Consider the following 26204-nt stretch of genomic DNA (forward strand, 5'->3'; position numbering starts at 1 on the left):
TCTTGCCCTTGGGGAGAGAGCGATGGACCAGTCGGTCAGCAAGGAGAAAAGCGGCCTTTTGCGCCGCATGAACCCGGCCGACTTCGCACTGCTTGCGCCGCATTTGCATCATCGTGTGCTCGATCTCAAAGCCCCGCTCGAAATGGCGGGCGAGCCGGTCGGCTCGGTATGCTTCCTGGAAAGCGGCTTGGCCTCGGTGGTGGCGAGGAACCGGCCGGGCCTGGACACCGAGGTCGGCATCATCGGCCACGAAGGCATGTCGGGCTCCGCTTTGGTGATGGGCGCCGACTGGGCGCCCCATGATTGCTACATGCAGATGCCGGGCGAGGCGGTGTGCATCGATTCCGAGCCGTTCAAGGCAGCGCTGCAGAAAAGCCCGACGCTTCGCGCCTTCCTGCTGCGCTATGCCCATTATCTGCACGGCCAGACCAAATCCACGGCACTGAGCAATGCCCGCGCCAAGCTCGAGGATCGGCTGGCCCGATGGCTCCTGATGTGTGACGACAGGGTGGTCGGCCATCAGATCCAGATCACGCATGAGTTCCTGTCCGTCATGCTCGGCGTCAGGCGTCCGGGCGTCACCATCGGCCTGCAGATCCTGGAAGGGCGCGGCCTGATCCGGTCGCGGCGCGGCGAGATCGTCATCCGCGACCGGGATGGCCTGATCGCCGTCGCCGACGGCTTCTACGGCCAGGCCGAGGCCGAATACGAACGCCTGCTGGGCTGAGCCTGGCACGGGCTGGAAATGGCCGACGCGAATGCCGGTGAAAGCATGTTGCCAGAGCCGCGCCGGCCATTTGCGGCCGTCTGGGGAGAGGCCGCCCGGCAAATCTAGCATCGGCGCAAAAGCGGGCAACGAACCGCAATGGCTTGGTAAAAACCGTACAATCGAATTGTGTTGAACCTTGGTTCGGCAAGAGTATGAATCTGCTGTCGTCGACCATGTATATGGGGCGCTGGCGCCTGAGGCTTCGACAGGCTCGCGCGCCCGATGTGAACGGGGAAAACCGAAATGGCAGAACTGCTTTTCGATGTATCCGCCTTCGATTGCGCCATCCTGCGCGCCGCCTTCATCAAATCGGTGATGGAAGACAATGTCCCGGAAAAGCGCTGGCGCGCGCTCGCCGCCTCCCTGGTTCGCGACCTGACCGACCACGAAGATGTCGAGCCGGATCTCCTCGGCTGGATCACGCGCAAGTAGCGGTACCCTGACGGTCCGGCGGCTACCCCAGCCACCACCACAGCGCCGCGACCGCCGCAAGCACCGCCACCACCGACAGCCCCAGCATGATGTAGCTGCCCTTGATGATGTCGCGGATGATCTTCTTGACGCTTTCGCGGTCGTTGAGGTTGGGGAAAGGCTCGTTGGGCAGCGCCACGCCGAGGAAGCCGCAGAGCGGCGCCCAGCCATCGCTGACCTTGAACACCAGAAGCTTCTCCGGCGGCACGGCCGCTATCACCTCCTCGGTATAGGCGTTGTAGCGCGCCACCGCCTTGGCGCGGTCGTCCATCACGCCGGCAAGCGTGCGGCCCCAGATCAGCCTGTGCGACATGTCGCCGAATTTGCGGCCGAACGGCGTCAGCCATTCCAGCACCTTGAACTGCCACAATGTCTCGGTGAAGTGGATCGTGTCGATGGTGCTGTCGTACCAGGCCTCGGCGCCGCGCGGATGCAGGGTGAGCAGCACCTTGGCGTCGGGATAGGCGGCCATCAATTCGCGCCACACGCAGCATCCCGGATTGTCGACCGTCGCCTTGTAGTTGGCAAAGACTCTGGTCCAGTCGTGCTGGCTGCCGGGCGGGCTGTTGGCCACCTTGCGCCAGAAGTCGAGATGGCCCTTGTTGGCCTTGTTGAGGATGACTTCCTGCATGTGGTAGCTGGGAAGGCCCAGCCTGTTCAGCGCGGCAAAGGTCGACCATGTGCCGGTGCGGCCGAATCCGGCCCCGATGAGCTCAAGCGCCATTTTATCTCCCCTGGTTGAGACCGCTTTTCTTTTTATGCCGGTCCGCTCGGAATGAGGTTGCATCCGCGCCCCTCGGCGCGCAACAATTTTCCCTGTGCAGGGGTCAAAATGTGTTTGCTTTTTCGTCTGGGCCACGCGGAATGACGGTCTGGCTATTCCCGCGGGTGGGGGAGCCTGATAATAGGTCAGCCAGATTGACCTAAATTCGCATGGCCGGGACGGTCATGCTGGACCAGATGCCGTATCCCGGGAGGTTGGCTCGTGAGTTTGATGGACCTGTTGGCGTCGCGCGCCTCGCGCATGAAGGCGTCGGAAATCCGCGAGCTGCTCAAACTGCTCGACCAGCCCGATATCATCTCCTTTGCCGGCGGCATCCCCGATCCGGCCTTGTTTCCGGCGCAAGCCATCGCCGATGCTTACGCCTCGGTGCTGGGCGGCGCGGAGGCGAGCGCAGCACTTCAGTATCAGGTCTCCGAAGGCTATCTGCCGCTCAGAAAATGGCTGGCGGGCCAGATGGGCAAGCTTGGCATCGCCTGCGACGAGCACAACATCTTCATCACCTCCGGCTCGCAGCAGGCGCTGGATTATCTCGGCAAGCTGTTCCTGTCGCCGGGCGACACAGCACTCGTGACATGGCCGACCTATCTCGGCGCGTTGCAGGCCTTCAACGCCTATGAGCCGCGCTACCACCGGCTGACGCCGGATGGCGGCAACATGACGCCCGGCGCCTACCAGGCGGCGGCTGCCGCTGCAGGCGGCAAGGTGAAATTTGCCTATCTCGTGCCCGATTTCGCCAACCCGACCGGCGAGACGCTGAACCGCCAGCAGCGCGAGGCGGTGCTCGACCTTGCCGGCGAGCTCGACATTGCCGTCATCGAGGACGCCGCCTATCGCGCGCTGCGCTATGACGGCGAGGGCCAGCCGCCGATCCTGGCGCTCGACTGCGAACGCTCCGGCGGCATCGAAAACGCCCGCACGCTCTATTGCGGCTCGTTCTCAAAGATTCTGTCGCCGGGCATGCGCGTCGGCTGGGTCTGCGCGCCGCGCCGTGTCGTCGAGCGGCTGGTGCTGATGAAGCAGGCGTCGGACCTGCACAGCCCGTCGATCAACCAGCTGGTCATGCACCGCGTCTCCGAGGCCGTGTACGACAGCCAGGTGGAAAAGCTGATCGGCGCCTATCGCCAGCGCCGCGACGGCTTGCTTGCAGCACTCGAAGCGGAAATGCCGGATGGCGTCAGCTGGAGCCGACCGGAAGGCGGCATGTTCGTTTGGCTGACGCTGCCCGAAGGTGCGGACGCCACGGCACTGCTCGCCCGCTCGGTCAAGGAAGCCCGCGTGGCGTTCGTGCCGGGCAACGCATTCTACGCCGACGGTTCGGGCCGCAACACGATGCGGATGAGCTTTACGCTGGCTGATGAACGCGCCGTGGGTGAGGGCGTGCCGAGGCTGGCGAAATTGATGAAGGGCTAGGCGCCCTACCTCCCCCTTGTGGGGAGGTCGACCGAAGGTCGGGTGGGGGTGCTTGGCGCCGACCCCCACCCCGATCCGCTTTGCGGATCGACCCTCCCCACAAGGGGGAGGGTAAAAAAGTCACTCCGCCACCACCAATTTATCCTGCGTCTTCGTCTCGAAATCGCTGGCGTCGTGGCGCTCGTGCAGTTGCATGGCGGGGTCGCCGAAGGCGCGGTTGACCATGCGGCCGCGTTGCACGGTCGGGCGGGCGTCGATCGCCCTGGCCCAGCGTTGTACGTGCTCGTAGTCCTGCACCGACAGGAACTCGGCGGAATCATTGTACATGCGGCCGAGCGCCAGGCCGCCATACCAGGGCCATACCGCCATGTCGGCGATCGAATAGAAGGCGCCGCCGAGATATTCGGTCTCTGCCAGCCGCCGGTCGAGCACGTCGAGCTGGCGCTTGGTCTCCATGGCGAAGCGGTCGATGGCGTATTCGAACTTTTCCGGCGCATAGGCGTAGAAATGGCCGAAGCCGCCGCCGAGATAGGGCGCCGAACCCATCTGCCAGAACAGCCACGACAAGGTTTCCGCGCGCGCCGGCTGTTCGGTCGGCAGGAACTCGCCGAACTTTTCCGCGAGATAAAGCAGGATCGAACCGGACTCGAAGACGCGGACAGGCGTCTTGCCGCTGCGGTCGAGCAGCGCCGGGATCTTGGAGTTGGGGTTGACCTCGACAAACCCCGAGCCGAACTGGTCGCCATCGTTGATGCGGATCAGCCAGGCGTCGTATTCGGCGCCCTTGTGGCCGAGCGCCAGAAGCTCCTCCAGCATGACAGTCACTTTGACCCCATTCGGCGTCGCCAGCGAATAGAGCTGCAGCGGATGCTTGCCGACCGGCAGCACCTTGTCATGCGTCGGACCGGCAATAGGCCGGTTGATGCTGGCGAACGTGCCGCCATTGGCTTTCTTCCAGCTCCAGACTTTCGGCGGGGTGTATTCGGTCATGCGGGAAATTCCTTGGGTTTGGCGGGGCGAAAACGACTTGCGCGAGGGCGCGAGACTGATGGCGGAAAAGTCGGCGGAACCTAGATACGGGAACACATAGGTGCAATTCAGAAAGGTTCAACTTGTGTTGAACTATTATCGATGTCGGCGCCGCCCCTCATCGCCCTGCCGGGCACTTCTCCCCGTATAGTGACGGGGAGAAGGACGCTGTCGCCTATTGATTTCGCCAATTGCCAGCGTTGCCAAGAGCGCCGATGTTGCGGCCATCTCCCTTCTCCCCGTCGCCATACGGGGGAGAAGGTGCCGGCAGGCGGACGAGGAGCAGCGCCAGCCTCTGAAATGATTGCCTTGTTGCCTAAGCCCTTGCGCCCTGTGCAGCGCGGCATACCTATAGAGGATACTGCCCACGCATATCTGCCAGGATGACCGCATGCCGATCGATCCCGTTTCCCCGCTCTTGCGCTCCGTCGTTGGCGTGCGCGCCATGGTTCCCGACGATGCCTTCACGGCCAATGCCCTGGGCACGCGCCGGGAAGGCAGCGGCGTCGTCATCCGCGGCGACGGGCTGGTGCTCACCATCGGCTATCTCATCACCGAGGCCGAGGAGGTCTGGCTGACCGACCAGGACGGCCGCGTCGTGCCGGCGCATGCGCTGGCCTATGACCAGGAGACAGGCTTCGGCCTAGTGCAGGCGCTGGCGCCGCTCGGCCTGCCGGCGGTGGCGCTGGGTGACGCCTCGAAGGCGAAGATCGGCGACCCCGTGGTGTTTGCCGACGGCACCGGCCGCTCGGTCAAGGCACACATCGTCACCAAGCAGGAATTCGCCGGCTATTGGGAATATCTGCTCGACGAGGCGATCTTCATTGCCCCGGCGCATCCGTCCTGGGGCGGCGCGGCGCTCATCGGCCAGGATGGCAGCCTGCTCGGCATCGGTTCGCTGCTTTTGCAGATGAGCCGCAACGGCGAGGTCGCCGACATCAACATGGTCGTGCCGATCAACCTTCTGACCCCGATCCTCGACGATCTCCTGACGCGCGGCCAGGTGGCGAAGCCGCCGCGCCCATGGCTCGGCGCCTTCTCGGCCGAGTCGAACGGTGCGGTCGTGGTGATGAGCGTCGCCGAAGGCGGCCCCGCCGCCAAGGCCGGCCTGCGCCAGGGCGACATCATCTCCGACGTGCGCGATGGCGAGGTCGACGGTCTCGCCGATTTCTACCGCAAGCTATGGCAGAATCCGGCGGGTTCGGAGATTCCTCTCAGGGTCGTGCGTGACGGTCGTGAGACTTGGCTGCGAGTGAAATCCGCCGACCGAAACAGCTTTTTGAAGAAACCGCATCTGCAGTGAAGCCAATCTCCCCCCAAGTGGGGGAGATGCCCGGCAGGGCAGAGGGGGGGGGCGCGAAGGATCGCGACCTCTCGATCTATTTTCTGACAAGAATCGCGGGATAAACGTGGCTGACACTGGCCGGTGCGTTGGCGGGACAGCGGCCCCCCTGCCGGCCATCTCCCCCACAAGGGGGGAGATTGGCTGCCCCCTCAATCCCCGCACACCCTAAAAGGCGTCCCCGTGTCCCACTCCGCGAAGGGCACGACCTGGCCTTCGACAGACACGATACTGTTCACCTTGCTATCATCATCCTGCGTCTGCATACTTTTGCCCTTGCCGGTCAGCACGTCGTAGTCGCAGCTGCTGTAGACGACAACGGACTGGTATTTGTAATGGTCATAGGCAACGCCGGCGACGACGAAGGCCTCGTTGCGCCAGGCGATGGTCAGCGTCATGTCGGTCCGCTCGCCGGGGCCGATCAGCCCCGGCAGATAGATCTTGATCGAGCCGTTGGGCAGCAAGGTCAACTCCGGTTCGATGCCGGAGCCCTCATAATGCGGCTGGTCGTAGTCGTTCCATTCGCCGTAGACCTGCTCATGCACGACGCCGGCGGGTTTCAGAAAATTGTACTTTTTGTCCCTCAGGAAGAAATGCATGTCCATGGTATCGTCTTCGGGCTCGGTCTCGACGATCATCGCCAGATCGGCGGCGCCGTCGCCATTGAAGTCGCCGGTCAGCGCGGTGATGATCTTCTGGGTTTCGATCGGTTCGGCCAGTGCCGAGGTCGGCAGCAGAAGGATGAGGCCGAGTAACATCGCTCGCATGGCATTTCCCCCGAATTGCAGTCTGCCTTGCCCGGCTGACCAGCAGGAAACTGCCACGGGCGTCGGCTGCGGCGCAAGCCGGCTCGCAATAGGCTAGGGGGTATCGACGCCGCTGACGGAAACTGGCATCGACAGCCGATACAGCCGGCCCGGCAACAACGAGGTGATGATGGCGCCGTTCAAGGTCGATCCCGACAAGGTTCATGAATTCCCCGATCCCGACAGTTTTTACGCCTGGCTGCGCGAAAATCATGCCGGCGAGAGCGAGGTCTGGATCAAGGTCCACAAGGTCGGCTCGGGCCTCGCCTCGATCACGCCGAAGCAGGCCATCGACGTGGCGCTGTGCTTCGGCTGGATCGACGCCATACGCAAGCCGCTCGACGACAAGAGCTTTCTGCAGCGCTACACGCCGCGCGGCAAGAAGAGCATCTGGAGCAAGATCAACATCGACAATGTCGCCCGCCTGGTCGAGGAGGGCCGCATGACCGAACACGGGCTGAAACAGGTCGAGGCGGCCAAGGCCGACGGCCGCTGGGACCGCGCCTATGCCTCAGGCAAGGACATGAAGATCCCTGACGATCTGCAGGCCGCCATCGATGCCGAGCCAAAGGCGAAAGAGATGCTGGCGAAGCTTTCCGCCCAAAACCGCTTCGCGCTCGCCTTCCGCACCCACAACATGAAGACGGAGGCGGGGCGCAAGAAGAAGATCGAGGCTTTCGTCGCGATGCTGAAGCGCGGCGAGACGATCTATCCGCAGAAGCGGTGAGGCGACGGCAAGCGGCTGCCATGGTGCGCGCAGCTAAAAACCCGCTTGTGAGGTTCTGGCCTCGCTTGCCCGGACATAACATATTGTCTTTACGGTATTTTCCACTCGTCGTGCGGGTGATAGCTGCGATAGTGGAAAAAAGTAACAACATATTGTTAATTAAGAGTTTTCCACTATGTTAACTTGATCCTGGCTTAAGAGTGGAAAACGATGCTGAGAGAGTTGACCGGCGAGCAGCGGCGCCAACTCATAGATACGCAACAGGTCTACGAGGCCTGGCAGCATGCTGATGACCAGCGCCAAAGGCGCTTTGCAGGCAGCATGCGCTGGGTTGAGCGCAGCGGTGCTGAATACCTGCTGCGGAAGGTCCGGCAGGTCGAGAATTCACTCGGGCCGAAAAGCAGCCAGACGGAGAAGGCGTTCGCTGCGTTTTCCGAGGGCAGGGTGCAGAACAAGGATCTGCTGGCAGGTCTGGCCGATCGCCTGAACGGCCTGGCGAAAGTCAATGTGGCAATGGGGTTGGGCAGGGTACCGGCCATCGCCGCACGGATATTGCGGCGGTGCGCCGAAACAGACCTGCTGGGCAAGCAGTTGCTGGTCGTCGGCACGAATGCGCTGTTCGCTTACGAGGCTCTGGCGGGCGTCCAGATCACCAGCGGTCTCACGGCAACCGGCGACATTGACCTGCTCTTCGATTCCCGACGCCGCATCAGCTTCGTGACCGGCGAGAGGGTAAGCCAGTCCGGCCTGATAGGCGTGTTGCGTAAAGTGGACAGGTCCTTCAAGCCGCTCCAGCCCCGGGCCTTCAGGGCAGCGAACCGTGATGGCTATCTGGTCGACGTGATCCGTCCGCAGGCAAGACATGTCCTCAAGAACAACGCCATTACCTCGATTACACAGCTTGCCGATGACCTCGACAGCGCACCCATGGAGGGGCTGCAATGGCTCATCAACGCCCCGAAGGTGGAGGCTGTGGCGATCGATGAGCGTGGCTATCCCGTAAGCATGCCGACGGTCGACCCTCGAATGTTCGCTCTGCACAAGGCTTGGCTGGCCACGCGGCCTGATCGGTCTGCGGTCAAGGCAATGAGAGATCGTGAACAGGCGGAAGCGGCTGCACGCATTGCCACGGGCTATCTTGCGCTTCCGCTGGACAGCGAGCATCTCAAAGGGCTTCCGGGGCCACTGCTGGACGCTGCGGCCGCAACGCTCTCTCTGCCTGGCCCGAGCGGCTTTTCCGAAGACCTTCCAATTGAGCCCGACTGGTAGCGGCCGCGCTAGCACGCCATGCTACGAAAATAGCATTCTCGCCTCGCGCATGTGATGCTACGGTTCCCGGCGCACCCAGGGCGGAGGGGTTGCCAAGAGGAGAAGTGGCGGGCGCTGGCCCGGATTTCAGCGAGAACCGGACGGAGTTGTTGAACCATTGCAAGGCCGCCGCGTTTTCCAGCGTCGGCCACAAGGGAGGAACCACCTGTGAAAGCATCCTATCTCGTCTCAGCCGTGCTGCTTGCGGCGACTGCGATGCCGGCGGCGGCCGGCGAAATTTCCGACGGCAAGGTCAAGATCGGCATCCTCAACGACCAGTCGGGCGTCTATGCCGATTTCGGCGGCAAATGGTCGGTCGAGGCCGCCAGGATGGCGGTCGAGGATTTTGGCGGCAAGGTGCAGGGCGCGCCGATCGAGATCGTCAACGCCGATCACCAGAACAAGCCCGACATTGCCTCCAACATTGCGCGCCAGTGGTACGACACCGAACAGGTCGACGCGATCATGGAACTGACGACATCCTCGGTGGCGCTCGCCGTCCAGGGGTTGTCCAAGGAAAAGAAGAAGATCGACATCGTTACCGGAGCGGCATCGGCCGACCTGACCGGCAAGCAATGCTCGCCCTATGGTTTCCACTGGGCTTACGATACCCACTCGCAGGCGGTCGGCACCGGCGGCGCGCTTGTGCAGCAGGGCGGCGACAGCTGGTATTTCATCACCGTCGACTATGCCTTCGGCTATTCGCTGAAGGAGCAGACCTCAAAGGTTGTTGAGGCAAGCGGCGGCAAAGTGCTGGGCGAGGTGCGTTACCCCTTGGGATCGACGGATTATTCCTCCTTCCTGCTGCAGGCGCGGTCCTCCGGCGCCAAGGTTATCGGCCTTGCCAATGCCGGCCTCGACACCTCCAATACCATCAAGCAGGCGGCCGAGTTCGGCATCGTCGCCGGCGGCCAGCGGCTGGCAGCACTTCTGTTCACGCTTGCCGAGGTGCACGGCCTCGGCCTGCAGGCGGCGCAGGGCGTGGTGCTCACCGAAGGGTTTTACTGGGACCGCGACGACAAGAGCCGCGACTTCGCCGGGCGCTTCTTCAAGCGCACCAACCGCATGCCCAACATGATCCAGGCCGGCACCTATTCGGCGGTGCTGCAATATCTCAAGGCCATCGACAAGGCCGGCACCGACGAAACCGAGGCGGTCGCCAAGCAACTCCATGAAATGCCCGTCGACGACATCATCAACGCCAACGGCAAGGTACAGGCCGACGGCTCGATGGTGCACGACATGTATCTCTATCAGGTCAAAAAGCCCGAGGAGTCGAAGAAGGACTGGGACTACTACACCTACCTTGCGACCATTCCGGGCGACAAGGCCTTCATCAAGGCTGAAGACAGCGGCTGCCCGCTCGTCACCAAGTGACGCTGGCGCAAGCCGTGGCCGTCCAGCCGGACGGTGCCGAAATCAAGCCGCGGGTGGTGCTCTCCGCCCGCGGCCTGCGGCGCGATTTTGCCGGTTTCGTCGCCGTCAACAATGTCGACCTCGACGTCCATCACGGCCAGATCCATGCACTGATCGGGCCGAACGGCGCCGGCAAGACGACGATCTTCAACCTCTTGACCAAGTTCCTGCAGCCGAGCAGCGGCAGGATCGAACTGTTGGGCAACGACATCACCCGCACCGCGCCGGCCAGGGTGGCGCGCATGGGTCTCGTCCGCTCGTTCCAGATATCGGCGATCTTTCCGCATCTGAGCGTGCTCGACAATGTCCGCGTCGCCTTGCAGCGGCCGAGCGGGCTCGGCTTCCAGTTCTGGCGCTCGCTGGCCGCGCTTGACCAACTGACTCCACGGGCGCGCGAACTGCTTGCCGTCGTCGGTCTCGACGATGTCGCGCATCGTCCGGCCGGCGATCTCTCCTATGGCCGAAAGCGCGTGCTCGAGATCGCCACCACGCTGGCGCTCGACCCGAAAGTGCTGCTGCTCGACGAGCCGATGGCCGGCATGGGGCACGAGGATGTCGGCGTCATTTCCGGCATCATCCGCTCGCTGGCAACGGACCGCGCCGTGCTGATGGTCGAGCACAATCTCACCGTCGTCGCCGACCTCTGCGACTGGATCACCGTCATGCAGCGCGGCCAGGTGCTCGCCGCCGGCGACTACGCGACGGTGAGCAACGATGAGCGCGTCAGGGTCGCCTACATGGGGACCGAGCAGGGGGACCGAGCATGAGTGAGCCGCTGCTTGCCGTGCGCGATCTCCATGCCTGGTATGGCGAGGGCCATGCGCTGCATGGCGTCAACCTCGACGTTTTTCGCGGTGAGACCGTGACGCTGCTCGGCCGCAACGGCGTCGGCAAGACCACAACGCTGCGCGCCATCATGGGGCTGGTCCGCAAGCGCAGCGGCAGCGTCGCCTTCGATGGCAGCGACCTGATGCGCCTGCCGCTGCATCGTGTTGCCCATCGCGGCATCGGCTTCGTGCCGGAGGAACGCGGCATCTTCGCCACGCTCACCGTCGACGAGAACCTGATCCTGCCGCCGGTGGTGGCCAAGGGCGGCATGAGCGTCGAGGAGATTTTCGACCTCTTCCCCAACCTCAAGGAGCGCCGCAACAGCCCCGGCACCAAACTCTCCGGCGGCGAACAGCAGATGCTGGCCATCGCCCGCATCCTGCGGACGGGCGTGCAGCTGCTGCTGCTCGACGAGCCGACCGAAGGCCTGGCGCCGGTCATCGTCCAGCGCATCGGCGAACTGCTGGCGACCTTGAAAAAGCGCGGCATGACCATCCTGCTCGTCGAGCAGAATTTCCGCTTCGCCGCCCGCATCGCCGACCGCTTCTACCTGATGGAGCACGGCAAGGTGGTGGAGGGTTTTGCCGTAAGCGAGCTTGCCGCTCACACGCAACAGCTGCACGAGGTGTTGGGGGTATGATGACGACAGCCCACGGCAGTACCCCCACCCCGCTGCTGCGCAGCGACCCTCCCCACAAGGGGGAGGGCCACCGCCCTACCTCCCCCTTGTGGGGAGGTCGGACCGAAGGTCCGGGTGGGGGTACGTGCCGCACAGATGCATCCCGCTTGCAACACCCTCGGTGACGGCGCCATGACCATGATCTTCGGCATCCCCGTCCAGGCCTTGCTCGGCCAGATGCTGGTCGGGCTGATCAACGGCTCCTTCTACGCCATGCTGAGCCTCGGCCTGGCCGTCATCTTCGGCCTGCTGCGGATCATCAATTTCGCCCATGGCGCACTCTATATGCTCGGCGCCTTCATCGGTTACCTGCTGCTCGTCCATCTCGGCATCGGCTACTGGCCGGCGCTGCTCCTGGTTCCGCTCATCGTCGGCGTCTTCGGCATGGCGGTCGAGCGCGTGGCGCTGTCGCGGCTCTACCGCCTGGATCCGCTCTACGGGCTGCTGTTCACCTTCGGACTGGCGCTGGTCATCGAAGGCGTGTTCCGTTTCTACTACGGCGTGTCGGGCAACCCTTATGCCGTTCCGGCGCAGCTTGCCGGCGGCACCAATCTCGGCTTCATGTTCCTGCCCAACTATCGCGGCTGGGTGGTGGTGGCCTCGCTCATTATCTGCATCGGCACCTGGCTCCTGATCGAAAAGACCAGGCTCGGCTCCTATCTGCGCGCCGCGACCGAAAATCCCGAGCTGGTGCAGGCCTTCGGCGTCAACGTGCCGCTGCTGCTGACGCTCACCTATGGGCTCGGCGCGGCGCTCGCCGGCCTTGCCGGTATTCTCGCCGCGCCCGTCTACCAGGTCAGTCCGCTGATGGGCTCCGATATCATCATCGTCGTCTTTGCCGTCGTCGTGGTCGGCGGCATGGGTTCGATCCTCGGGGCCATCGTCACCGGCTATATGCTTGGCCTCGCCGAGGGCCTGACCAAGGTGTTCTATCCCGAGGCGTCGAACCTCGTCGTCTTCGTCATCATGGCGGTCGTGCTGCTCCTGCGCCCCGCCGGCCTGTTCGGAAGGGACGCCTGAGATGAGCGAGGCAACCCTTCACCAACAGCGCACCGCCGCCTCCGTGCGGCTGGAGCGGGTATTGCTGGCATTGGCCATACTGGCGCTGATAGCCGCGCCCTTCTTCGTCTATCCGATCTTCCTGATGAAGATGCTGTGCTTCGCGCTGTTTGCCTGCGCCTTCAACCTGCTGCTCGGCTACACCGGGCTGTTGTCGTTCGGCCACGCCACCTTCTACGGCGCCGCCGCCTATTTCTGCGCCTACGCCGTCAAGGCATGGGGCTGGCCGCCCGAGGCCGGCATCCTGCTCGGCACCGCCGGAGCGGCCGTGCTCGGCCTGGTCATGGGCTTCCTCGCCATCCGCCGGCAAGGCATCTATTTCTCGATGATCACGCTGGCGCTGGCGCAGATGTTTTATTTCTTCTGTGTCCAGGCGCCGTTCACCGAAGGCGAGGACGGCATACAGGGCGTGCCGCGCGGGCATCTGTTCGGCATCGTCGATCTCAACGTCACGCTCAACATGTATTTCGTCGTGCTTGCCGTCTTCCTCATCGGCGTCTTCGCCGTCTGGCGCATCGTCAACTCGCCCTTCGGCATGATCCTGCGTTCGATCCGCGAGAACGAGAACCGCGCCATCTCGCTGGGCTATTCGGTCGGCCGCTACAAGCTCGCCGCCTTCGTCATGTCGGCAGCCCTTGCTGGGCTTGCCGGCGCCACCAAGGCGATCGTCTTCCAGTTCGCGACGCTGACCGATGTCACCTGGCAGATGTCGGGCGAGGTGATCCTGATGACACTGCTCGGCGGCATCGGCACCATGGTCGGTCCTGTAGTCGGCGCCGGCCTGGTAGTCGGGCTGGAAAACACCCTCGCCACCTCCGGCTTCCCGGTGACCATCGCCACCGGCCTGATCTTCATGATCTGCGTGCTGGTCTTTCGCCGCGGCATCGTCGGCGAGATTTACGCGCGCTGGCTGGCGCCGGCCGCCAACGGCGAGGAGGGCCGCGATCAATAGGTGATGGTCACCACCACCGTGTCGGTGTAGACGCCGGCCGAGGGCGTCGTCTGCGGCGGCACGCGGCCATAGACGGTGAGCGCCTGGGCCGTACCGGTTCCGGTGCCGGCCACCGTGCTTCCCGGCGTTCCGGCATCACCCCAGGGCTGCGCGCGCGCAATGTCCTTGTAGAGGCCGTAGGTGACCCGCTCGGCCCCCTTCGACATCTTGCGGTTGGTCGGCGTGCCGCCTGTCGTGCCGCCATCCAGGGAAACCGTATAGGCGGTCGACGGCGTGCAGGTCACCGAGACCTGGCCGGTGGCATCGGCATTAGCGGTGAGCACGCCCTTTGAGCCAAAATCGATGTTCTGGGTGGTGACCAGGCAGTTTGCCTGGACCGTGGCGTTGATGGTGAAGGTCGGATCGGGCGCCGTCAGACCGAAGCCGGTGTTGCAGCTGTTGCCGAGCAGGTCGTTCTGGTAGCGAAACTCGACGTGGATGCCCGAAAATATCGACTGATAGGTGCCCGGCGGAACCGCTGACTGGCCGCCGGTCACCCGAGCGTAGATCGTGGCGCTGCCGGATGCATTGCCGATGAGAATGGGCACCAGCACCTGCGGCGGCGGGCGCGATGCATAGGCCCAGGTATAGGAACCCCACACGACGCTCATTCCGGGGTCTGAATAGAGCTGGTAGTTAAGGCTGTTGGCGCCGCTCGCCATCTGCCTGGCTGCCGCCGAGGTAGCACCCCCACTGCCGGCGCCGATATGCGGACAGAACAGGATGCGCACCACGCCGCCGGTGCAATTCATGTTGAGTGTCGCCGTCGCGGTGGCTGCGGTGGCCGACAGCGTGTCGATGAGACCGAAATTCATGTCGGTGACGGTACCGGTGCAGCTCTGCGCCCGGGCCAGCGACGGCAGCAGTACGAGGATTATAACGACTGCAGCGCGCATCATTTGGCCTGGGATTTTCATTGGCACACCACATCCTTGATCGTCACTTGCCGGCCTCGCACCGCTTCGAACGGGAAATCCGCTCGGCACGAGCTGCCGTCCGCCAGACCGACCACCACCGCATTCTGCTTGCCGAGGCCCTTGATGTAGGCCTGCCCATCATAGCCGACGACGAAATCTTCCGTGCCGCCGTCGACGCGGCCGGCAAGCCCGGCTTCGAGCGGCGTGCCGCTCGGGTCGACCAGCGTCACCAGCGCGGCCTGCGCCGCCTCCGACACGCCGAACTTCAGCACGACGCCGTTGCGGTCGGCCGGAACGACAGTCTCCTTGGTGGTCGGAATATCGGCGTCGACGGGCAGGTTCTTCGGGTCTATCGACACCGTGTTGGGCTCATAGGAATTCAGCCCGGTGACCAGGATGCGGCCTTTGCTGTCGGTCTTCCCCACCGGCCGGTTCTGATGCAGGACCTCGACGTCCGGCGTGCCGACATCGACGACGGCAAAGGCATCGTCGATGCGGTTGGTGGCGAACACACCGCCGCCTGCGACCGCAATGGCGCCGTCCATCTGTCCGGTCACGCGAAAGTCCTTGTCGAATTGCTGGGCGCCGGCCTCGAAACGCGCAAACGGCGCGCGGTAGCTGACCGCTGCCGAACGATTGGGGACCTCGCCCTCCGAGGTGCGCAGCCGCCAGCCGATGCTGCCGTCCTCGGCCCGCTCCGATTTGGCGAGGTCGGCCACGATATTGAGGCCGTCAGGCCCATGCTCGACACCCGTCGACGCCATGACGTCGTCATTGAACGGGATCGAAATCCCCGCAAAGATGCCATAACTGTCGCCGTCGTCGAGATCGGCGAAGGCCGTGGCATAGAGCGTGCTGCGCTTGAAGATCGCCTGACTATAGGAGAGGCCGACGATCTGGCTGGTCTCGCCTTCGGCATCCTTGAGGTGGGTATAGGAGAAGTTGAGGCTGGAGAAATCGATCGGCATCGGCACGCTGAGCGTCACCTGGTCGACCGCCCGCGGCACACCGGCGCTGAAACGGGTGAAATCATCTGGATCGAGTATGACCGGCTGTGCCGTCACCGAAGCGATGTCATCATAGCCGCCGAACGCCCGCTGCATGCGGGCATTGACCGCCCAGCCGTCATAACCGAACTCGGCCCTGGCATCGACCAGCGAACCGGTGCGCCCGTCATGATGGCTGCCGGCGACTGCCAGCGAAGCCGCGCCATATGCCCCGAGCGGGAAGGCAGCGCCTATGCCGCCATTGATCAGGTCGGCGCCGCCCTCGGCATGGGCTTCCAATGTCAGCCGGTCGGTCACGCCGTAACGCGCCGTGGCGACCCCCATGACGCGGCCGTCGTAATCGTCGGAGGAGATGCCGAAATTGCGCCGCGCCATCCCTGCCTCCACGGAAAAGTCGAGCAGTCCCTGGCGCAGCAGCATGCTGGAGGCATAGAATGGCAAGGTGGCCGTGGTCTCGCGGCCGAGGCTGTCGCGCAACACCACCTGCGCCTGTCCGGCGCCGGTGAACACCGGCAGGTTGGTGACCTGGAACGGCCCGGGCTGGATGTCGCCGGAATAGGTGCGCACGTTCTGCGTATAGACCTCCAGCGTCGACGGCACCGCCGCGGTGCCGGCGAAGGAGGGCAGGGGCAGCGTCACCAGGTCCGATCGCAGGTGGAAGTTGCGTTGCGCCTGGATACCGCCGAGATAGACCGGACGCGTCCACGACAATCCGCCGGAGATGAAGTCGCCGGCTCGGTAGGTCATCAGCCGGTCGGGGTCGGAATAGCTCCAGGTCGTATTGAGCCGGGTGAAGCCACCCAGCCTGCCGTCGGAATAGCCGGCGATGAAGGATTGGCTGAGCGTCCCGTAGGGGCTGAACACGCGCGCATCGAAACCGCCGGAAACGCCCTGGAACAGCTCGACGTCCTTGTCGAACAATGAGTTGGAGCTGGCAAACAGCGAATAGTTGAGAACCGCGCCCAAGCCCGACTGCGGCGCCGGCCGGTCCTCCTGCAAGCGTAAGCCGAGATCGACGATGCGCGCCTCTCGGCTGTCATCGGCCGCCGTGACATAGAGGCGCTGCGTGGCCTCGTCGACCTGAAACGACACGTCCGCCAGCTGGTCGAGCCTGACCAGGCCGCCGGCGTCGGCTACGCCCTCCGGCGGCTTCAGGCCGACCCCTTTCAGCTCTTCCGGAGTCGCCGCCAGGCCGCCGCCCGGCATTTCGGTGAAATTGCCGATCAGTTTCGTCGAGGCGTCGTTGATGAACACCTCCAGATAGAGGCTGCGGCCGGCTGGCAAAACGGATTCAGGCTCTTCAGGGTTCGTCACGGCCGGCAGCTCTTGCGAGTTCACTGCCGGGCAAGGTGTGAAAGTCGCGAGCGCGACGACAATCGCGGTGCTAGCGGCCCTTGACGGCAACTTTGGCATCGAAAGGTCCAAGATCGCTCTGTGCCTTCAAAAGCACCGAGCCCGCGGACAGTGATTTGCTGCTGCCGATCGGCCACTGCATGGTGGCGCCGCCCAGGACATAACCGACGAGTCCGTTTCGGCTGCCAAGCTTCTTGCCGTTCTGGGTCAGGGATAGGTTGGACAGGCGGAGGCGACTTTCGCCGCTGTTGCTGGCGGTCAGCACAAGGCCGCCGCCCTTGCGCGAAATGCTCCACGCAACTGCCGGCGCCGCTGCATCGGCATTGCGGAAAAACACCGGCACCGAATAGCGAAGCGCGAGCGCGACCGTACCGGCCTTCTTGCGTGAGGGGTCCGGCAGTTCGTCGACGATGACGCGGTAGCTTTCCTCGGCCCGCACCGGCGCCTTCGACACGCGCACGACGCGAACCACGTATTGGGCATTGGGTCCGAGTTTGGTCGATGGTGGGCTGGCGACCACGTCCGTGGTCGGCGTCAGCGTTTCGATGCCGCCGGCCTGGCTCCATGCGAAGACCCGGATCTGCACATTGATCGGCCGCTTGGCGTCATCGTTGGCGAGGTTGAGAACCGCCGCGCTGTCGGGAGCGATCAGTTCGAGGCCTGTCGGCGCTACTCTCAGCGAGGCAGCGTGTGACGTCCCGGCGCAGAGCAATAAAAGAGCCGTGGCGCCAATGCATGAAAGCATGGATCGCATGGTCTTCCTCGTAATTGGTGCCGATAATCAGTAGGTTAGGGTGACCTGAACGATGTCCGCATAGTCGCCCGCCACCGGTGTCGGCTGGATCGGAACGCGCCCGTAGACCGTGAGGCTCTGGACGCTGCCATTGCCGGTTCCCGCTTGCGTGTCGGTGCCGGATGTGATGCCCCAGACCTGCGCATGGCCGCCATCCTGGTAAAGACTATAGTTGACCACCGCTGCGCCCGGCCCGGTCATCTTGCGACTCCCGACGGTTGTGCCCGCGCCATTTCCGAGACCCAGACCCACGACGTAGGTCTGTCCGGCGGTGCATTGCACGCCAATGGTGCTGGTCTGGTCCACATTGGTATCAATGATACCGTGCGAACCGAAAATAAGATCGCTAGCCGTCAGGATCTTGCATTCGTTTGTGATCGTGATCTTCACGTTAAAGTTGGTGGTCAAGACGGTGGAGGTCGCGGGAAGGGTTGCAAGCAGCGACCCACCCAGCAGCAGCGCGTATTTTAGCAATCTCATGCGATGGCCCTCCGTCGGGGCAGATCGTTCTTCGCAAAACGGTCTTGACCCGGATTTCACCCCTACAGCTCCTCCGCTGCATGCTTCGCAAGACATCAACGGTACAGTAATGTCACAAGCGAACTGTGCAATTATTATTACAACTTAGATTCGGATTGCGACAGCGAATAACTTCGGTATGTATCGGATAATTTTGGTTAATATTTGGTTAACAGAGATAAAATGGACATTTTTCCAAAGTGAAAGTTCGTCTGTCGATAATTTATTTTAGTTCTCGTGCGGAAAAGGCGAAAATATCTGGCAGATCATCTTAATTTTGTAGAGTCTCACCTGCCGTCCTTTATTATCGATATTTCGCGGCGTGCACCGGCGCCAAGCAGCCATCGCCATATAGCCGCGCGGGTGGCTGTTCCAGCCTGTCCAAGCCTTGCGATCATGCTGACAGGGCCGCATTCGCCAAAACCGTGTTCCGCCCGGCCCAAGCATGGCCGTCCCGGCTGAGATAAATCCACCGCCGTCGGATCGCGGCGATGCGAATCATTCTTGCCACGCTGACCCCGATTTCTTCGGCGGCGCATCGGCCGGACGGGAGATGCGCCTGTTGTCCCTTGGAGCCATGATCGTACGGCCGGTAGCCGCGCGGACCGGCTGCCAGACGTCAGAAAAGGAAGAACGATGAAGAAGACCTATGAAAAGCCAAAGCTCGAAAAGCGCCAGAAGCTGTCGCGCGTGACGGCTGTCGCCGGCCCATCAGTGACCAGTGAGAGCTGACGCCGTCGACCGGCATCGAACCACCAGCGGACAAGGAGAGCAGTCATGGATCAGCATGCGAACCCGTCACCCGGCTTCAGGCGCAATCCCGGCAAGGTGATCACCGTCGAGCCCTTCAACGGGCGTGTCGTCGTGTTTGCAAGCGGCAACATCATCGCTTCCTCGGCAAAAGCCAAAATGGTGACCGAGCCGCCCCATCCCTTCTCCTTCTACATCCCGTTCGAGGACATCGACTTCCGCAAGCTCAAGAAGACGGAGCGGTCGACGCTGTGCCCCTACAAGGGTGACGCCAGCTACTGGAACGTGCTGCCGGCGGGTGAAACCGGCAACGATGCGATGTGGGCCTATGAGCAGCCCTTCGACGAGATGGCCGAGATTCGCGCCCACGGCGCCTTCTATCCCGACCGGGTCGCCATCGACGCCACGCCGCGCTAGCGCGTCATGCCTGTCGCCCAAAAGTGGCCAGCGTTTTTGGAGCCGACGACAGGCATGAACAGAGGAATTTTTCAGATCAGCCAAAGCTGTCCTCACCCGGGGGCGCAGCGGTTTTGCGGCAACGGCATGCCGAAACGAAGACAAAAGGTCATGGACGAAAAGCAGAGAGCAATTCTCGACGAAATCCCGCGCCTGCGCCGCTATGCGCGCTCGCTGCTGCGCGACCGCGATTCCGCCGACGATCTCGTCCAGGACTGCCTGGAGCGGGCGCTGCTGCGGCTGGACAACTGGCAGACGGGAGAGAGCCCGCGAAAATGGCTGTTCACGATCATGCATCATCTGTTCATCGACCAGATGCGCAAGGTGAACCGGCGAGGCGAGGCCTCGATGCTGCCGCTGGAGGCCGGCGAGGTGCAGGCCTCTCCCGCCGACCAGCTGGAGAACGTAGCCGCGCGCGAGATCATCACCGCGCTGCAGGCGATCAGCCCGGACCGCCGTGCCGCGCTGACCATGGTCGCCATCGAGGGCTTCTCCTATGCCGAGGCCGCCGAGATGCTCGGCGTGCCGGCCGGCACCCTGATGTCGCGCATCGCGCGCGGCCGTGAGGAACTGCGCGGCCTGCTTGAGGACAATGCGCGCCGCCGCGCGATAAGGATCGTCGAGCCAGGCCCGGCCAGGGCGGTTCCAATCAGGGCGCCAATGGCATGACGAGCCCCAATCGCATGATGACGCCTTACGGCATGGTCCGGCACGATTGCAGGCCTTGTCCGCACTGTGGGCGCGGCGCACCCGGTAACGGTTTCTTCTCTGCTTGCGTGCATAGTGGCGGCGACGGAGTGAGCGAAACCAGGGCATGGCTGAAGAGAAAATACGCAACGGCGAATTCTGGGCGCTTGCGCTCGAACGCGCTCATCTCGGCGTATGGGACTGGAATATTTTGAGCGGCGACTGTTTCTATTCGCCGACCTGGTCGCACATGCTGGGTTATGAGGATGGCGAGCTTGCCAACAGCGACGACCTCTGGCTGAAGCTGACGCATCCCGACGACCGCCAGCGGGCGCTGGCCAGCGGCGAGCGGCACATTTCCGGCCTGACCGCCTCGATCGAGACCGAGCTGCGCCTCAAGCACAAGGACGGCCACTGGATCTGGGTGCTGGACCGCGGCGGCATTGTCGAGCGTGACGAGACGGGCAAGCCGGTCAGGCTGATGGGCGTGCAGACCGACATCAGCCGGCAGAAAGAGGCGGAAGCCGAACTGGAGCGGGTCAATGTGCGCTTTCGCCTGGCGCTGGCGGCCAGCGGCACCGGCATCTGGCATCACGATATCGACGCCAACAAGAGCTATTGGGACGCCCGCACCAGGGAGATATTCGGCCTGGTCGCCGACACCGACGAGGTGGCCGCCGACCTCTGGCATTCCTATCTGCACCCCGACGACAAGGATGCCGCAGAGCGCGCCCATCTGGCGCCGCTTTCGACCGACGGCGTCGTCGCCGCGCAATACCGCATCGTCAGGCGCGACGGCGAAATCCGCCATGTCGAATTGCTGGTGCGCTTCATCGCGGCGCCTGAGACAGCGGGCCAGATTCTCGGCACCGTGCGCGATATCACCGAGGACAAGAAACGCGAGCGGGAACTCGCCTACGCCGCTCACCACGATGCGCTGACGGGCCTCTTGAACCGTGCCGCCTTCGACCGGCTGCTGGCCGTGCACATCGCCACCGAGCGGGCTTTGCCGCTGGCGGTGTTTTACGTCGATCTCGACTACTTCAAGGCGCTCAACGACTTCGCCGGCCACGCCGCCGGCGACCTGGCGCTGAAGGGTGTCGCCGCCGGTATTCTGGGCTGCCTGCCGGCATCGGCACGTGCCGCGCGCCTCGGCGGCGACGAGTTCGCGCTGCTGGTGCCCAATTGCCAATCGGCCAAGGCCGAGGCGCTGGCCGGCGCCATCCTTGCGGCGGTCCGTGACGCCGACCTCGGACTGCCGGCGACCTCGCGAAAGCTCGCGGCCAGCATCGGCATCGCCTTCGTCGAGGACACCACCACCACGGTTGCCGATGCGTTGGCCTGCGCCGACGACGCCTGCTATGCGGCCAAGGCGGCCGGGCGCAATCGCTTCGCGGTGTTTTCGGCCGATGCGGCGTCGGGCTCCGGCGGCCTCAACGCGGCGCGTGTCGCCGCCGACACTGTCGACGCCATGGATGACGGGCGGCTGAAACTGTTCGGCCAGGAGATCCATCTTCTGGGCCAGCCTTGGCAGGAGAGCCGCCATGTCGAGGTGCTGGCGCGGCTTGCCGGGCGCAATGGCAAGCTGATCCCGCCCAACGAATTCATTCCGGTCGCCGAGCGCTTCGGCATTGCCTCGCGGCTGGACCGCTGGATCATCAGGACAGCGCTTTCGCAGCATGGCGAGGCGATGCGCTCAGGCGCCATCTTGCTCGGCTTCAACCTGTCGGCGCAGACGCTGAGCGATCCGCTGCTATGGGATTTCGTCGACGCCGTCATCGCCGAGACCGGGGCGCCGCATTCCGGCATCGGCTTCGAGATCACCGAGACCGCGGCCGTAACCAATTTCGACGCCGCCGAGCAGTTCGTGCGCAAGGCGCGCGAGCGGCAATGCCGTGTCAGCCTCGACGATTTCGGCGCCGGCATGAGCTCGTTCGAATATTTGCGGCGCTTTCCGGTCGATCAGATCAAGATCGACGGCTCGTTCATCGAGAATATCGCGGAAAGCCGTTTCGACCGCGAGATCGTCTCGGCCATAGCGGGCATCGCCAAAAGTCTCGGCTGCGCGGTGGTGGCCGAAAAGATCGAGCAGCAGGAAGCGCTCGACATTCTGCGCGGCATGGGCGTGGCCTATGGCCAGGGTTTTCTGCTGCACCGGCCGGAGCCGCTTGAGGCGATCGTCGCGCGGGCCGGCGAACAGTCACCGGCCAGCGGACAGTCACCGGAAAAGCGCTTCGGCTGACGGCTCTCATCGCCTCGGGCTCGCGCGACTTGTCCGGCTAACCGGCGTCGGCCTTTTCCTGCTTTCGCTGCGCCGCCTCTTTCTTGCGGCGCAACACCTCATCTGTACCGACAAGGTCCTTCGAGCCGCCGGAAATGGCGGTCGAGACGACGGCGGGCGGATCGCTGGCCGGAAAACTGTCTTCGAGGCCTGATTGCAACTGCTCCTCGAGCGTCTGCGGGTTCTCGGAGCGGCCTTCGGCGCGGCGCTCGCCAACGGCTTCGACATCGCTCTTGGTGTCGGGGTGAGCGCGGGCTTCCGATATCGTCGACACCACCAGCTCGATTGCGAACTCTTTCATCGCCTCGGCTTGCGGCCCATCGACATCGGAGTCTTCGATCAGCCGGATGAGCGACTTTTCCAGGGCGCCCAGTTCCTTGACGCCCTGACACCGCGCCAGACGCTTGGTGAGCGAACCGATCAGCGCCGGGGCAAAGGTCGAATAGGCAAGCCTGCGTGTGTCGTCGACCTGCTCGGGATGAAGCTTTTGCAAGGACATAGATGCCTCCAGTCAATCAGCCGGGCAGCTTCTGCCGCTGGCCCCTCCTTAGGAAACAGAGGGGAGGGCAAGAGGTTCCATACAGTCCTCGACAGGGTCGACGAGTTCAACTCCACAGCGACGCCATGGTCAGCGACGCTTCGAATATCTGCTCCCTGTTCTCGTTCAGCATCTTGACGGTGATCCGCCGGTGGTCGCCCTCCGGAATCTCGTCGCGCGCCACATCGTGCAATATGCGCAGCGCTTCGGCTCCCGCACGCTCCCGGCTGGGAAAAAGCTGCCCCTCTTCATCAATCTGGGTCTCGGCGTTGTACAAGTCGAAGTAGAACCGTTCCATGTGTGCAAGGATCCCTGCGTGAGAACGCTAAGGCGCGCCGCGGTTGAAAGGACGCAGGCGACGCGCTTCAGGTCTGTGTTTTTATGCATGTCGTTGTCTCAAAATCGGGGCCATTTTTGAGCGACATGGATTAAATCCCAACCCGCACCCATGGTTCCATGCGACTGTGTCCTGAGCAGATTTCCTGCCAGGAGCCGTCGCCGTGCCGGCCGATTGCAACCGCACCCGATCTCCGGCGTTTGGCTAGGCCACGAATGTCCACGAAATCTCGAACTGGATCCTCGATGCTAGAACCGCTTTATCTCAACCTTGGCCAGCATGACGCTTTGTCCGAGCAGGAAAAGGGGCTGCTGGCCGCCGCCATGACCATCGAGATGGATTTTGCCACTGGCCAGGACATCGTTTCCGAGGGGTCGAGGCCAGGCTACAGCACGCTCATCATCGAGGGATTGGCGGCGCGCTACAAAGTGCTGGAGGATGGCGGCCGCCAGTTCACCTCGTTGCAGGTGCCCGGCGATTTTGTCGATTTGCACGCCTTCCTGCTCAAGACAATGGACCATGGCATTATAGCTTTGTCGCCATGCCGGGTGATCGCCGCCGACCACAGTCGGCTAAGGACGATCACCGAACAGGCGCCTCATCTCAGCCGCTTGCTTTGGCTGGACACGCTCGTCGATGGCGCCATCCATCGGGAATGGATCGTGGCCATGGGCCGGCGGTCCAAGACTTCGCATCTGGCGCATCTTGTGTGCGAGCTGTTCGTGCGGCTCCAGGTCGTCAAGCAGACCAACGGCATGAGTTTCCGGCTTCCCCTGTCGCAGGCGGAACTGGCCGATGTGCTTGGGCTTTCGGTCGTCCACATGAACCGGGTCATCGGCGCGCTACGCAAGATCGGTGTGATCGGCTGGGCGAATTACATGGTGACCATTCTGGACTGGCAGCAACTGGTGGAAATCGCCGAGTTCGACCCGACTTATCTCAGCATGAACCGCGAGCCGAGATAGGCTATCCGGCGTTCGCCATGACATCGCCGGCAATCCGTCAGCCGGTCTTTCAACGATGCCCATCCAGCGACGCCAATTCGTCGAGCATGGCAAGGGCGGCACTTGGCTTGGCCGGCTTCAGCAAGCCCTGTTGGGCGGCGGCATTCTGGAAAGCGGCAAAGGCGATGTCCGGGCGGCAAATGCCGTTCAACGCGTCATCCACCAGCCTGTCGGCCGCCTTGTAGGCCGCCGTCTGCTTGTTCTTCCATGTTCCGCCTAGCGCCCTCCTGGCGTCGGCGATCGACGACACCGTCATCGCGCTGCCGTCCACGAATCTGATCGTCAGGGGCAGAAAACGGCTCATGCGCTCACCATCCAAACCATTCGCGCCTCGCCCGGATCGATCTCATCACTTGCCTCCTTGAAAACGGGATCGCCATAAACGAGGAAATCACAAACTGGTTGCAGCCCGGCGAGCTACATGTTGCTTGCCGGCCAGATCGGCCGATGCGGACGATAAGGCGGCCGCGGCGCCGGCTTCAACGGGATGTCGGCGAGCGAGTTGCGGATCGGCCTGAACAGTATCGGCGAAGACGCGGCGCGGCGGTGCAATACCGCGGCTGACAATTTGGCAATCAGATTTCGAACGTCCATGGGACACCTCGAGCGCGTTGAGAGTCCCCCCATCGCGATCACCTACCACCTCACGCCCAGCATCCGCATTTAACTTTGATATAGGCCGGACGAATACGCGCCGCGCGCAATGTCTGCCGCCGAGATTCTGCCGATCCTCGGCGGCGGCTATTGAGGGCGGTGCCAGGCTGGCGGTCACGCATCCCAGCAGCGACGTCGCGGACGCTGCTGCAACCGGATGAATTTTCGTGCATTCTTGTGCATGGCCACAATGCTTCGAACCGACACGCCGGCAAAATGCTGCTCCTATTGCGGTTCGCGAGAGCATGACTACGAGGATTGTCCGAAGCGTAAAGCAGAGGCGGAGCGGCAGTGGGAAGGCCAGGCAAAGCCCGGCGCCGAATCCGAGGCGACGGCCGAAGTCTAGCTGGGCTCGAACAGCTCGATCACGTTGCCGGACGGGTCTTCACAAAGAATCTGTCGCCCGCCCGGACCTTCGACGATCTGGTTGCGGAACCGCACGCCGGCCTCGACCATCTCAGTCACGACTGCCGGCAACTGCTCGACTTCGAGCACAAAGCGGTTCCATCCGCCCGGCTCGGGTGTCCGGCCGTCCGGCATCGGCCTGGCTGCCGACGCCAGGGGGCCGGCGAGCCAGAGCGAAAGGTCGCCGCGCGTCAGGATGGCCATCGCCGGACCGAATTGCTGCTTCAGCGCGAAGCCCAGATGGCTCGTATAAAACGCGATGGACAGATCGACATCGCGGACCAGATATCGGACGGACACCATTCGCAGTCTCCCTCACAAAGGCCCCTTCCGAGAGATAGCTGGCGGGACAAGTCGGGGCAAGCCCGCGCGCACGCTTCGGGTGTCTATGGTGCGATTGCGTGGTCGGCCTGTCTCTCTCTCACGAAGGCCGTCAGCAGGAGCGCGGCATCATCGCCGGCTACCGGGCCGCGATCGATCCCACCGCCCTCGGTCTCGGCACCATGGCCATGATCCGCCTGCGCACCACGCATGAGCACATCCAGACCTGCCTGAAGAAATTCGCGGCCATGCCGGAAGTGGTTGAGGTGCTGCGGGTGACCGGCGAGGATTGTTTTCTGGTCAAGGTCGTCGTCCCGTCGCCGCCCGACCTCGAAAGCATCGTCGACGCCATCGGCCGCTACGGCGCGGTGACGACCAATGTGGTGCTGCGCGCCGAGCCGCCGAAGCGGTTGGGGCGGGAGCTGATGGCGAAGCTCTGAGCGGGCGGCAATCAGGCTTGCCCGCAAGCGGCGGCCTTTTCAGAAGTTCTGCTTCGCCGGGAAAGAATTTTGCGGGACGATGTCGGATCGGCGGCGTCGCGCCCGTCCTTGGGATGAAACCCG

The 26204-nt window shown here is 63.5% G+C and carries 27 protein-coding genes and 1 pseudogene; 16 read left to right on the plus strand and 12 right to left on the minus strand.

Annotated features, from left to right (window positions below):
- Positions 1-22: 22 nt before the first annotated feature.
- Both AC3EML_RS15710 and AC3EML_RS15715 read left to right on the plus strand, forming a co-directional pair.
- On the plus strand, positions 23-727 hold the full coding sequence (locus tag AC3EML_RS15710) for a Crp/Fnr family transcriptional regulator (protein WP_352521002.1): 705 nt from the start codon (positions 23-25) through the stop codon (positions 725-727).
- A gap of 285 nt (positions 728-1012) precedes the next feature.
- Positions 1013-1201: a hypothetical protein gene (locus AC3EML_RS15715; RefSeq protein WP_023671412.1), complete on the plus strand. Its 189-nt coding sequence runs from the start codon at positions 1013-1015 to the stop codon at positions 1199-1201.
- A 22-nt stretch (positions 1202-1223) separates the two neighbouring features.
- On the opposite strand, the gene AC3EML_RS15720 is transcribed toward AC3EML_RS15715, so the two are convergent.
- Complete coding sequence (locus tag AC3EML_RS15720; protein ID WP_023754595.1) at positions 1224-1964, minus strand: sulfotransferase family protein; 741 nt, start codon at positions 1962-1964, stop codon at positions 1224-1226.
- Between the two features lie 270 nt (positions 1965-2234).
- Between AC3EML_RS15720 and AC3EML_RS15725 the strand changes: the two genes are divergently transcribed.
- Positions 2235-3434: an aminotransferase-like domain-containing protein gene (locus AC3EML_RS15725; RefSeq protein WP_352521098.1), complete on the plus strand. Its 1200-nt coding sequence runs from the start codon at positions 2235-2237 to the stop codon at positions 3432-3434.
- A 120-nt stretch (positions 3435-3554) separates the two neighbouring features.
- On the opposite strand, the gene yghU is transcribed toward AC3EML_RS15725, so the two are convergent.
- Positions 3555-4424 (minus strand): glutathione-dependent disulfide-bond oxidoreductase, encoded by an 870-nt coding sequence (gene yghU, locus AC3EML_RS15730; RefSeq protein ID WP_023671415.1) that lies wholly within the window; start codon positions 4422-4424, stop codon positions 3555-3557.
- 430 nt (positions 4425-4854) lie between these two features.
- On the opposite strand from yghU, the gene AC3EML_RS15735 reads away from it, so the two are divergent.
- On the plus strand, positions 4855-5766 hold the full coding sequence (locus AC3EML_RS15735; RefSeq protein ID WP_023671416.1) for a S1C family serine protease: 912 nt from the start codon (positions 4855-4857) through the stop codon (positions 5764-5766).
- Positions 5767-5957: 191 nt separating this feature from the next.
- Here AC3EML_RS15735 and AC3EML_RS15740 read toward each other — a convergent pair whose 3' ends face one another.
- The gene (locus AC3EML_RS15740; RefSeq protein WP_023693763.1) at positions 5958-6572 is read right to left on the minus strand and encodes a hypothetical protein; all 615 of its coding nucleotides are present in this window, start codon (positions 6570-6572) and stop codon (positions 5958-5960) included.
- Positions 6573-6741: 169 nt separating this feature from the next.
- Between AC3EML_RS15740 and AC3EML_RS15745 the strand changes: the two genes are divergently transcribed.
- The 7 genes from AC3EML_RS15745 (at position 6742) to AC3EML_RS15775 (ending at position 13580) form a co-directional block, all read left to right on the plus strand.
- Entirely contained in the window at positions 6742-7338 is a 597-nt protein-coding gene (locus tag AC3EML_RS15745; protein WP_031204812.1) for a YdeI/OmpD-associated family protein, read from the plus strand.
- 210 nt (positions 7339-7548) lie between these two features.
- A complete protein-coding gene (locus AC3EML_RS15750) occupies positions 7549-8607 on the plus strand; it encodes a GSU2403 family nucleotidyltransferase fold protein (RefSeq protein ID WP_352521001.1) in 1059 nt (352 codons plus the stop codon).
- A gap of 207 nt (positions 8608-8814) precedes the next feature.
- Positions 8815-10023 carry an ABC transporter substrate-binding protein gene (locus AC3EML_RS15755; protein ID WP_352521000.1) on the plus strand — a complete coding sequence of 403 codons (1209 nt, stop codon included), beginning with the start codon at positions 8815-8817 and terminating at the stop codon, positions 10021-10023.
- A gap of 14 nt (positions 10024-10037) precedes the next feature.
- On the plus strand, positions 10038-10829 hold the full coding sequence (locus tag AC3EML_RS15760) for an ABC transporter ATP-binding protein (RefSeq protein WP_352460554.1): 792 nt from the start codon (positions 10038-10040) through the stop codon (positions 10827-10829).
- The gene (locus AC3EML_RS15765; protein ID WP_352520999.1) at positions 10826-11530 is read left to right on the plus strand and encodes an ABC transporter ATP-binding protein; all 705 of its coding nucleotides are present in this window, start codon (positions 10826-10828) and stop codon (positions 11528-11530) included. Before AC3EML_RS15760 ends, AC3EML_RS15765 begins: the two co-directional genes overlap by 4 nt.
- 171 nt (positions 11531-11701) lie before the next feature.
- Positions 11702-12589, plus strand: coding sequence for a branched-chain amino acid ABC transporter permease (locus AC3EML_RS15770; RefSeq protein ID WP_023671423.1), 888 nt, complete (start codon positions 11702-11704; stop codon positions 12587-12589).
- A gap of 1 nt (position 12590) precedes the next feature.
- Positions 12591-13580 carry a branched-chain amino acid ABC transporter permease gene (locus tag AC3EML_RS15775; RefSeq protein ID WP_352520998.1) on the plus strand — a complete coding sequence of 330 codons (990 nt, stop codon included), beginning with the start codon at positions 12591-12593 and terminating at the stop codon, positions 13578-13580.
- Here the strand turns inward: AC3EML_RS15775 and AC3EML_RS15780 are convergent.
- From AC3EML_RS15780 to AC3EML_RS15795, 4 genes are read right to left on the minus strand one after another with little or no spacing between them, the layout of a single operon-like run.
- Entirely contained in the window at positions 13574-14518 is a 945-nt protein-coding gene (locus AC3EML_RS15780) for a Csu type fimbrial protein (protein WP_352520997.1), read from the minus strand. The genes AC3EML_RS15775 and AC3EML_RS15780 overlap by 7 nt on opposite strands.
- Positions 14519-14532: 14 nt before the next feature.
- Positions 14533-16956, minus strand: coding sequence for a fimbria/pilus outer membrane usher protein (locus AC3EML_RS15785; RefSeq protein ID WP_352460556.1), 2424 nt, complete (start codon positions 16954-16956; stop codon positions 14533-14535).
- The gene (locus AC3EML_RS15790; RefSeq protein ID WP_031215130.1) at positions 16928-17650 is read right to left on the minus strand and encodes a fimbrial biogenesis chaperone; all 723 of its coding nucleotides are present in this window, start codon (positions 17648-17650) and stop codon (positions 16928-16930) included. The genes AC3EML_RS15785 and AC3EML_RS15790 overlap by 29 nt, the downstream gene beginning before the upstream one ends.
- Before the next feature lie 27 nt (positions 17651-17677).
- Positions 17678-18169, minus strand: a complete 492-nt coding sequence (locus AC3EML_RS15795; protein ID WP_023671429.1) for a Csu type fimbrial protein — start codon at positions 18167-18169, stop codon at positions 17678-17680.
- Between the two features lie 816 nt (positions 18170-18985).
- Here AC3EML_RS15795 and AC3EML_RS15800 point away from each other — a divergent pair.
- The 3 genes from AC3EML_RS15800 to AC3EML_RS15810 all read left to right on the plus strand — a co-directional run bounded on the left by AC3EML_RS15800 (position 18986) and on the right by AC3EML_RS15810 (position 22343).
- Positions 18986-19375, plus strand: a complete 390-nt coding sequence (locus AC3EML_RS15800) for a DUF427 domain-containing protein (RefSeq protein WP_023671430.1) — start codon at positions 18986-18988, stop codon at positions 19373-19375.
- A 150-nt stretch (positions 19376-19525) separates the two neighbouring features.
- The gene (locus AC3EML_RS15805) at positions 19526-20083 is read left to right on the plus strand and encodes an RNA polymerase sigma factor (protein WP_352520996.1); all 558 of its coding nucleotides are present in this window, start codon (positions 19526-19528) and stop codon (positions 20081-20083) included.
- Between the two features lie 145 nt (positions 20084-20228).
- Complete coding sequence (locus AC3EML_RS15810) at positions 20229-22343, plus strand: EAL domain-containing protein (protein WP_488505253.1); 2115 nt, start codon at positions 20229-20231, stop codon at positions 22341-22343.
- 37 nt (positions 22344-22380) lie between these two features.
- On the opposite strand, the gene AC3EML_RS15815 is transcribed toward AC3EML_RS15810, so the two are convergent.
- Both AC3EML_RS15815 and AC3EML_RS15820 read right to left on the minus strand, forming a co-directional pair.
- Positions 22381-22881 (minus strand): hypothetical protein, encoded by a 501-nt coding sequence (locus AC3EML_RS15815; RefSeq protein ID WP_023685942.1) that lies wholly within the window; start codon positions 22879-22881, stop codon positions 22381-22383.
- A gap of 106 nt (positions 22882-22987) precedes the next feature.
- Positions 22988-23218 carry a DUF6894 family protein gene (locus AC3EML_RS15820; protein WP_023671435.1) on the minus strand — a complete coding sequence of 77 codons (231 nt, stop codon included), beginning with the start codon at positions 23216-23218 and terminating at the stop codon, positions 22988-22990.
- 284 nt (positions 23219-23502) lie between these two features.
- On the opposite strand from AC3EML_RS15820, the gene AC3EML_RS15825 reads away from it, so the two are divergent.
- The gene (locus AC3EML_RS15825; protein ID WP_023671436.1) at positions 23503-24222 is read left to right on the plus strand and encodes a Crp/Fnr family transcriptional regulator; all 720 of its coding nucleotides are present in this window, start codon (positions 23503-23505) and stop codon (positions 24220-24222) included.
- Between the two features lie 49 nt (positions 24223-24271).
- Here AC3EML_RS15825 and AC3EML_RS15830 read toward each other — a convergent pair whose 3' ends face one another.
- The 3 genes from AC3EML_RS15830 to AC3EML_RS15840 all read right to left on the minus strand — a co-directional run bounded on the left by AC3EML_RS15830 (position 24272) and on the right by AC3EML_RS15840 (position 25623).
- Positions 24272-24565 (minus strand): DUF982 domain-containing protein, encoded by a 294-nt coding sequence (locus tag AC3EML_RS15830; protein WP_023685943.1) that lies wholly within the window; start codon positions 24563-24565, stop codon positions 24272-24274.
- 113 nt (positions 24566-24678) lie between these two features.
- Positions 24679-24855 (minus strand): hypothetical protein, encoded by a 177-nt coding sequence (locus AC3EML_RS15835; protein ID WP_023671438.1) that lies wholly within the window; start codon positions 24853-24855, stop codon positions 24679-24681.
- A gap of 402 nt (positions 24856-25257) precedes the next feature.
- Positions 25258-25623 (minus strand): VOC family protein, encoded by a 366-nt coding sequence (locus AC3EML_RS15840; protein WP_352520994.1) that lies wholly within the window; start codon positions 25621-25623, stop codon positions 25258-25260.
- Positions 25624-25751: 128 nt separating this feature from the next.
- Between AC3EML_RS15840 and AC3EML_RS15845 the strand changes: the two are divergent.
- Positions 25752-26081, plus strand: a pseudogene (locus AC3EML_RS15845) (Lrp/AsnC family transcriptional regulator); the annotation flags it as partial.
- Between the last annotated feature and the right edge of the window lie 123 nt (positions 26082-26204).

It is taken from the genome of Mesorhizobium sp. P170090, assembly GCF_057786115.1.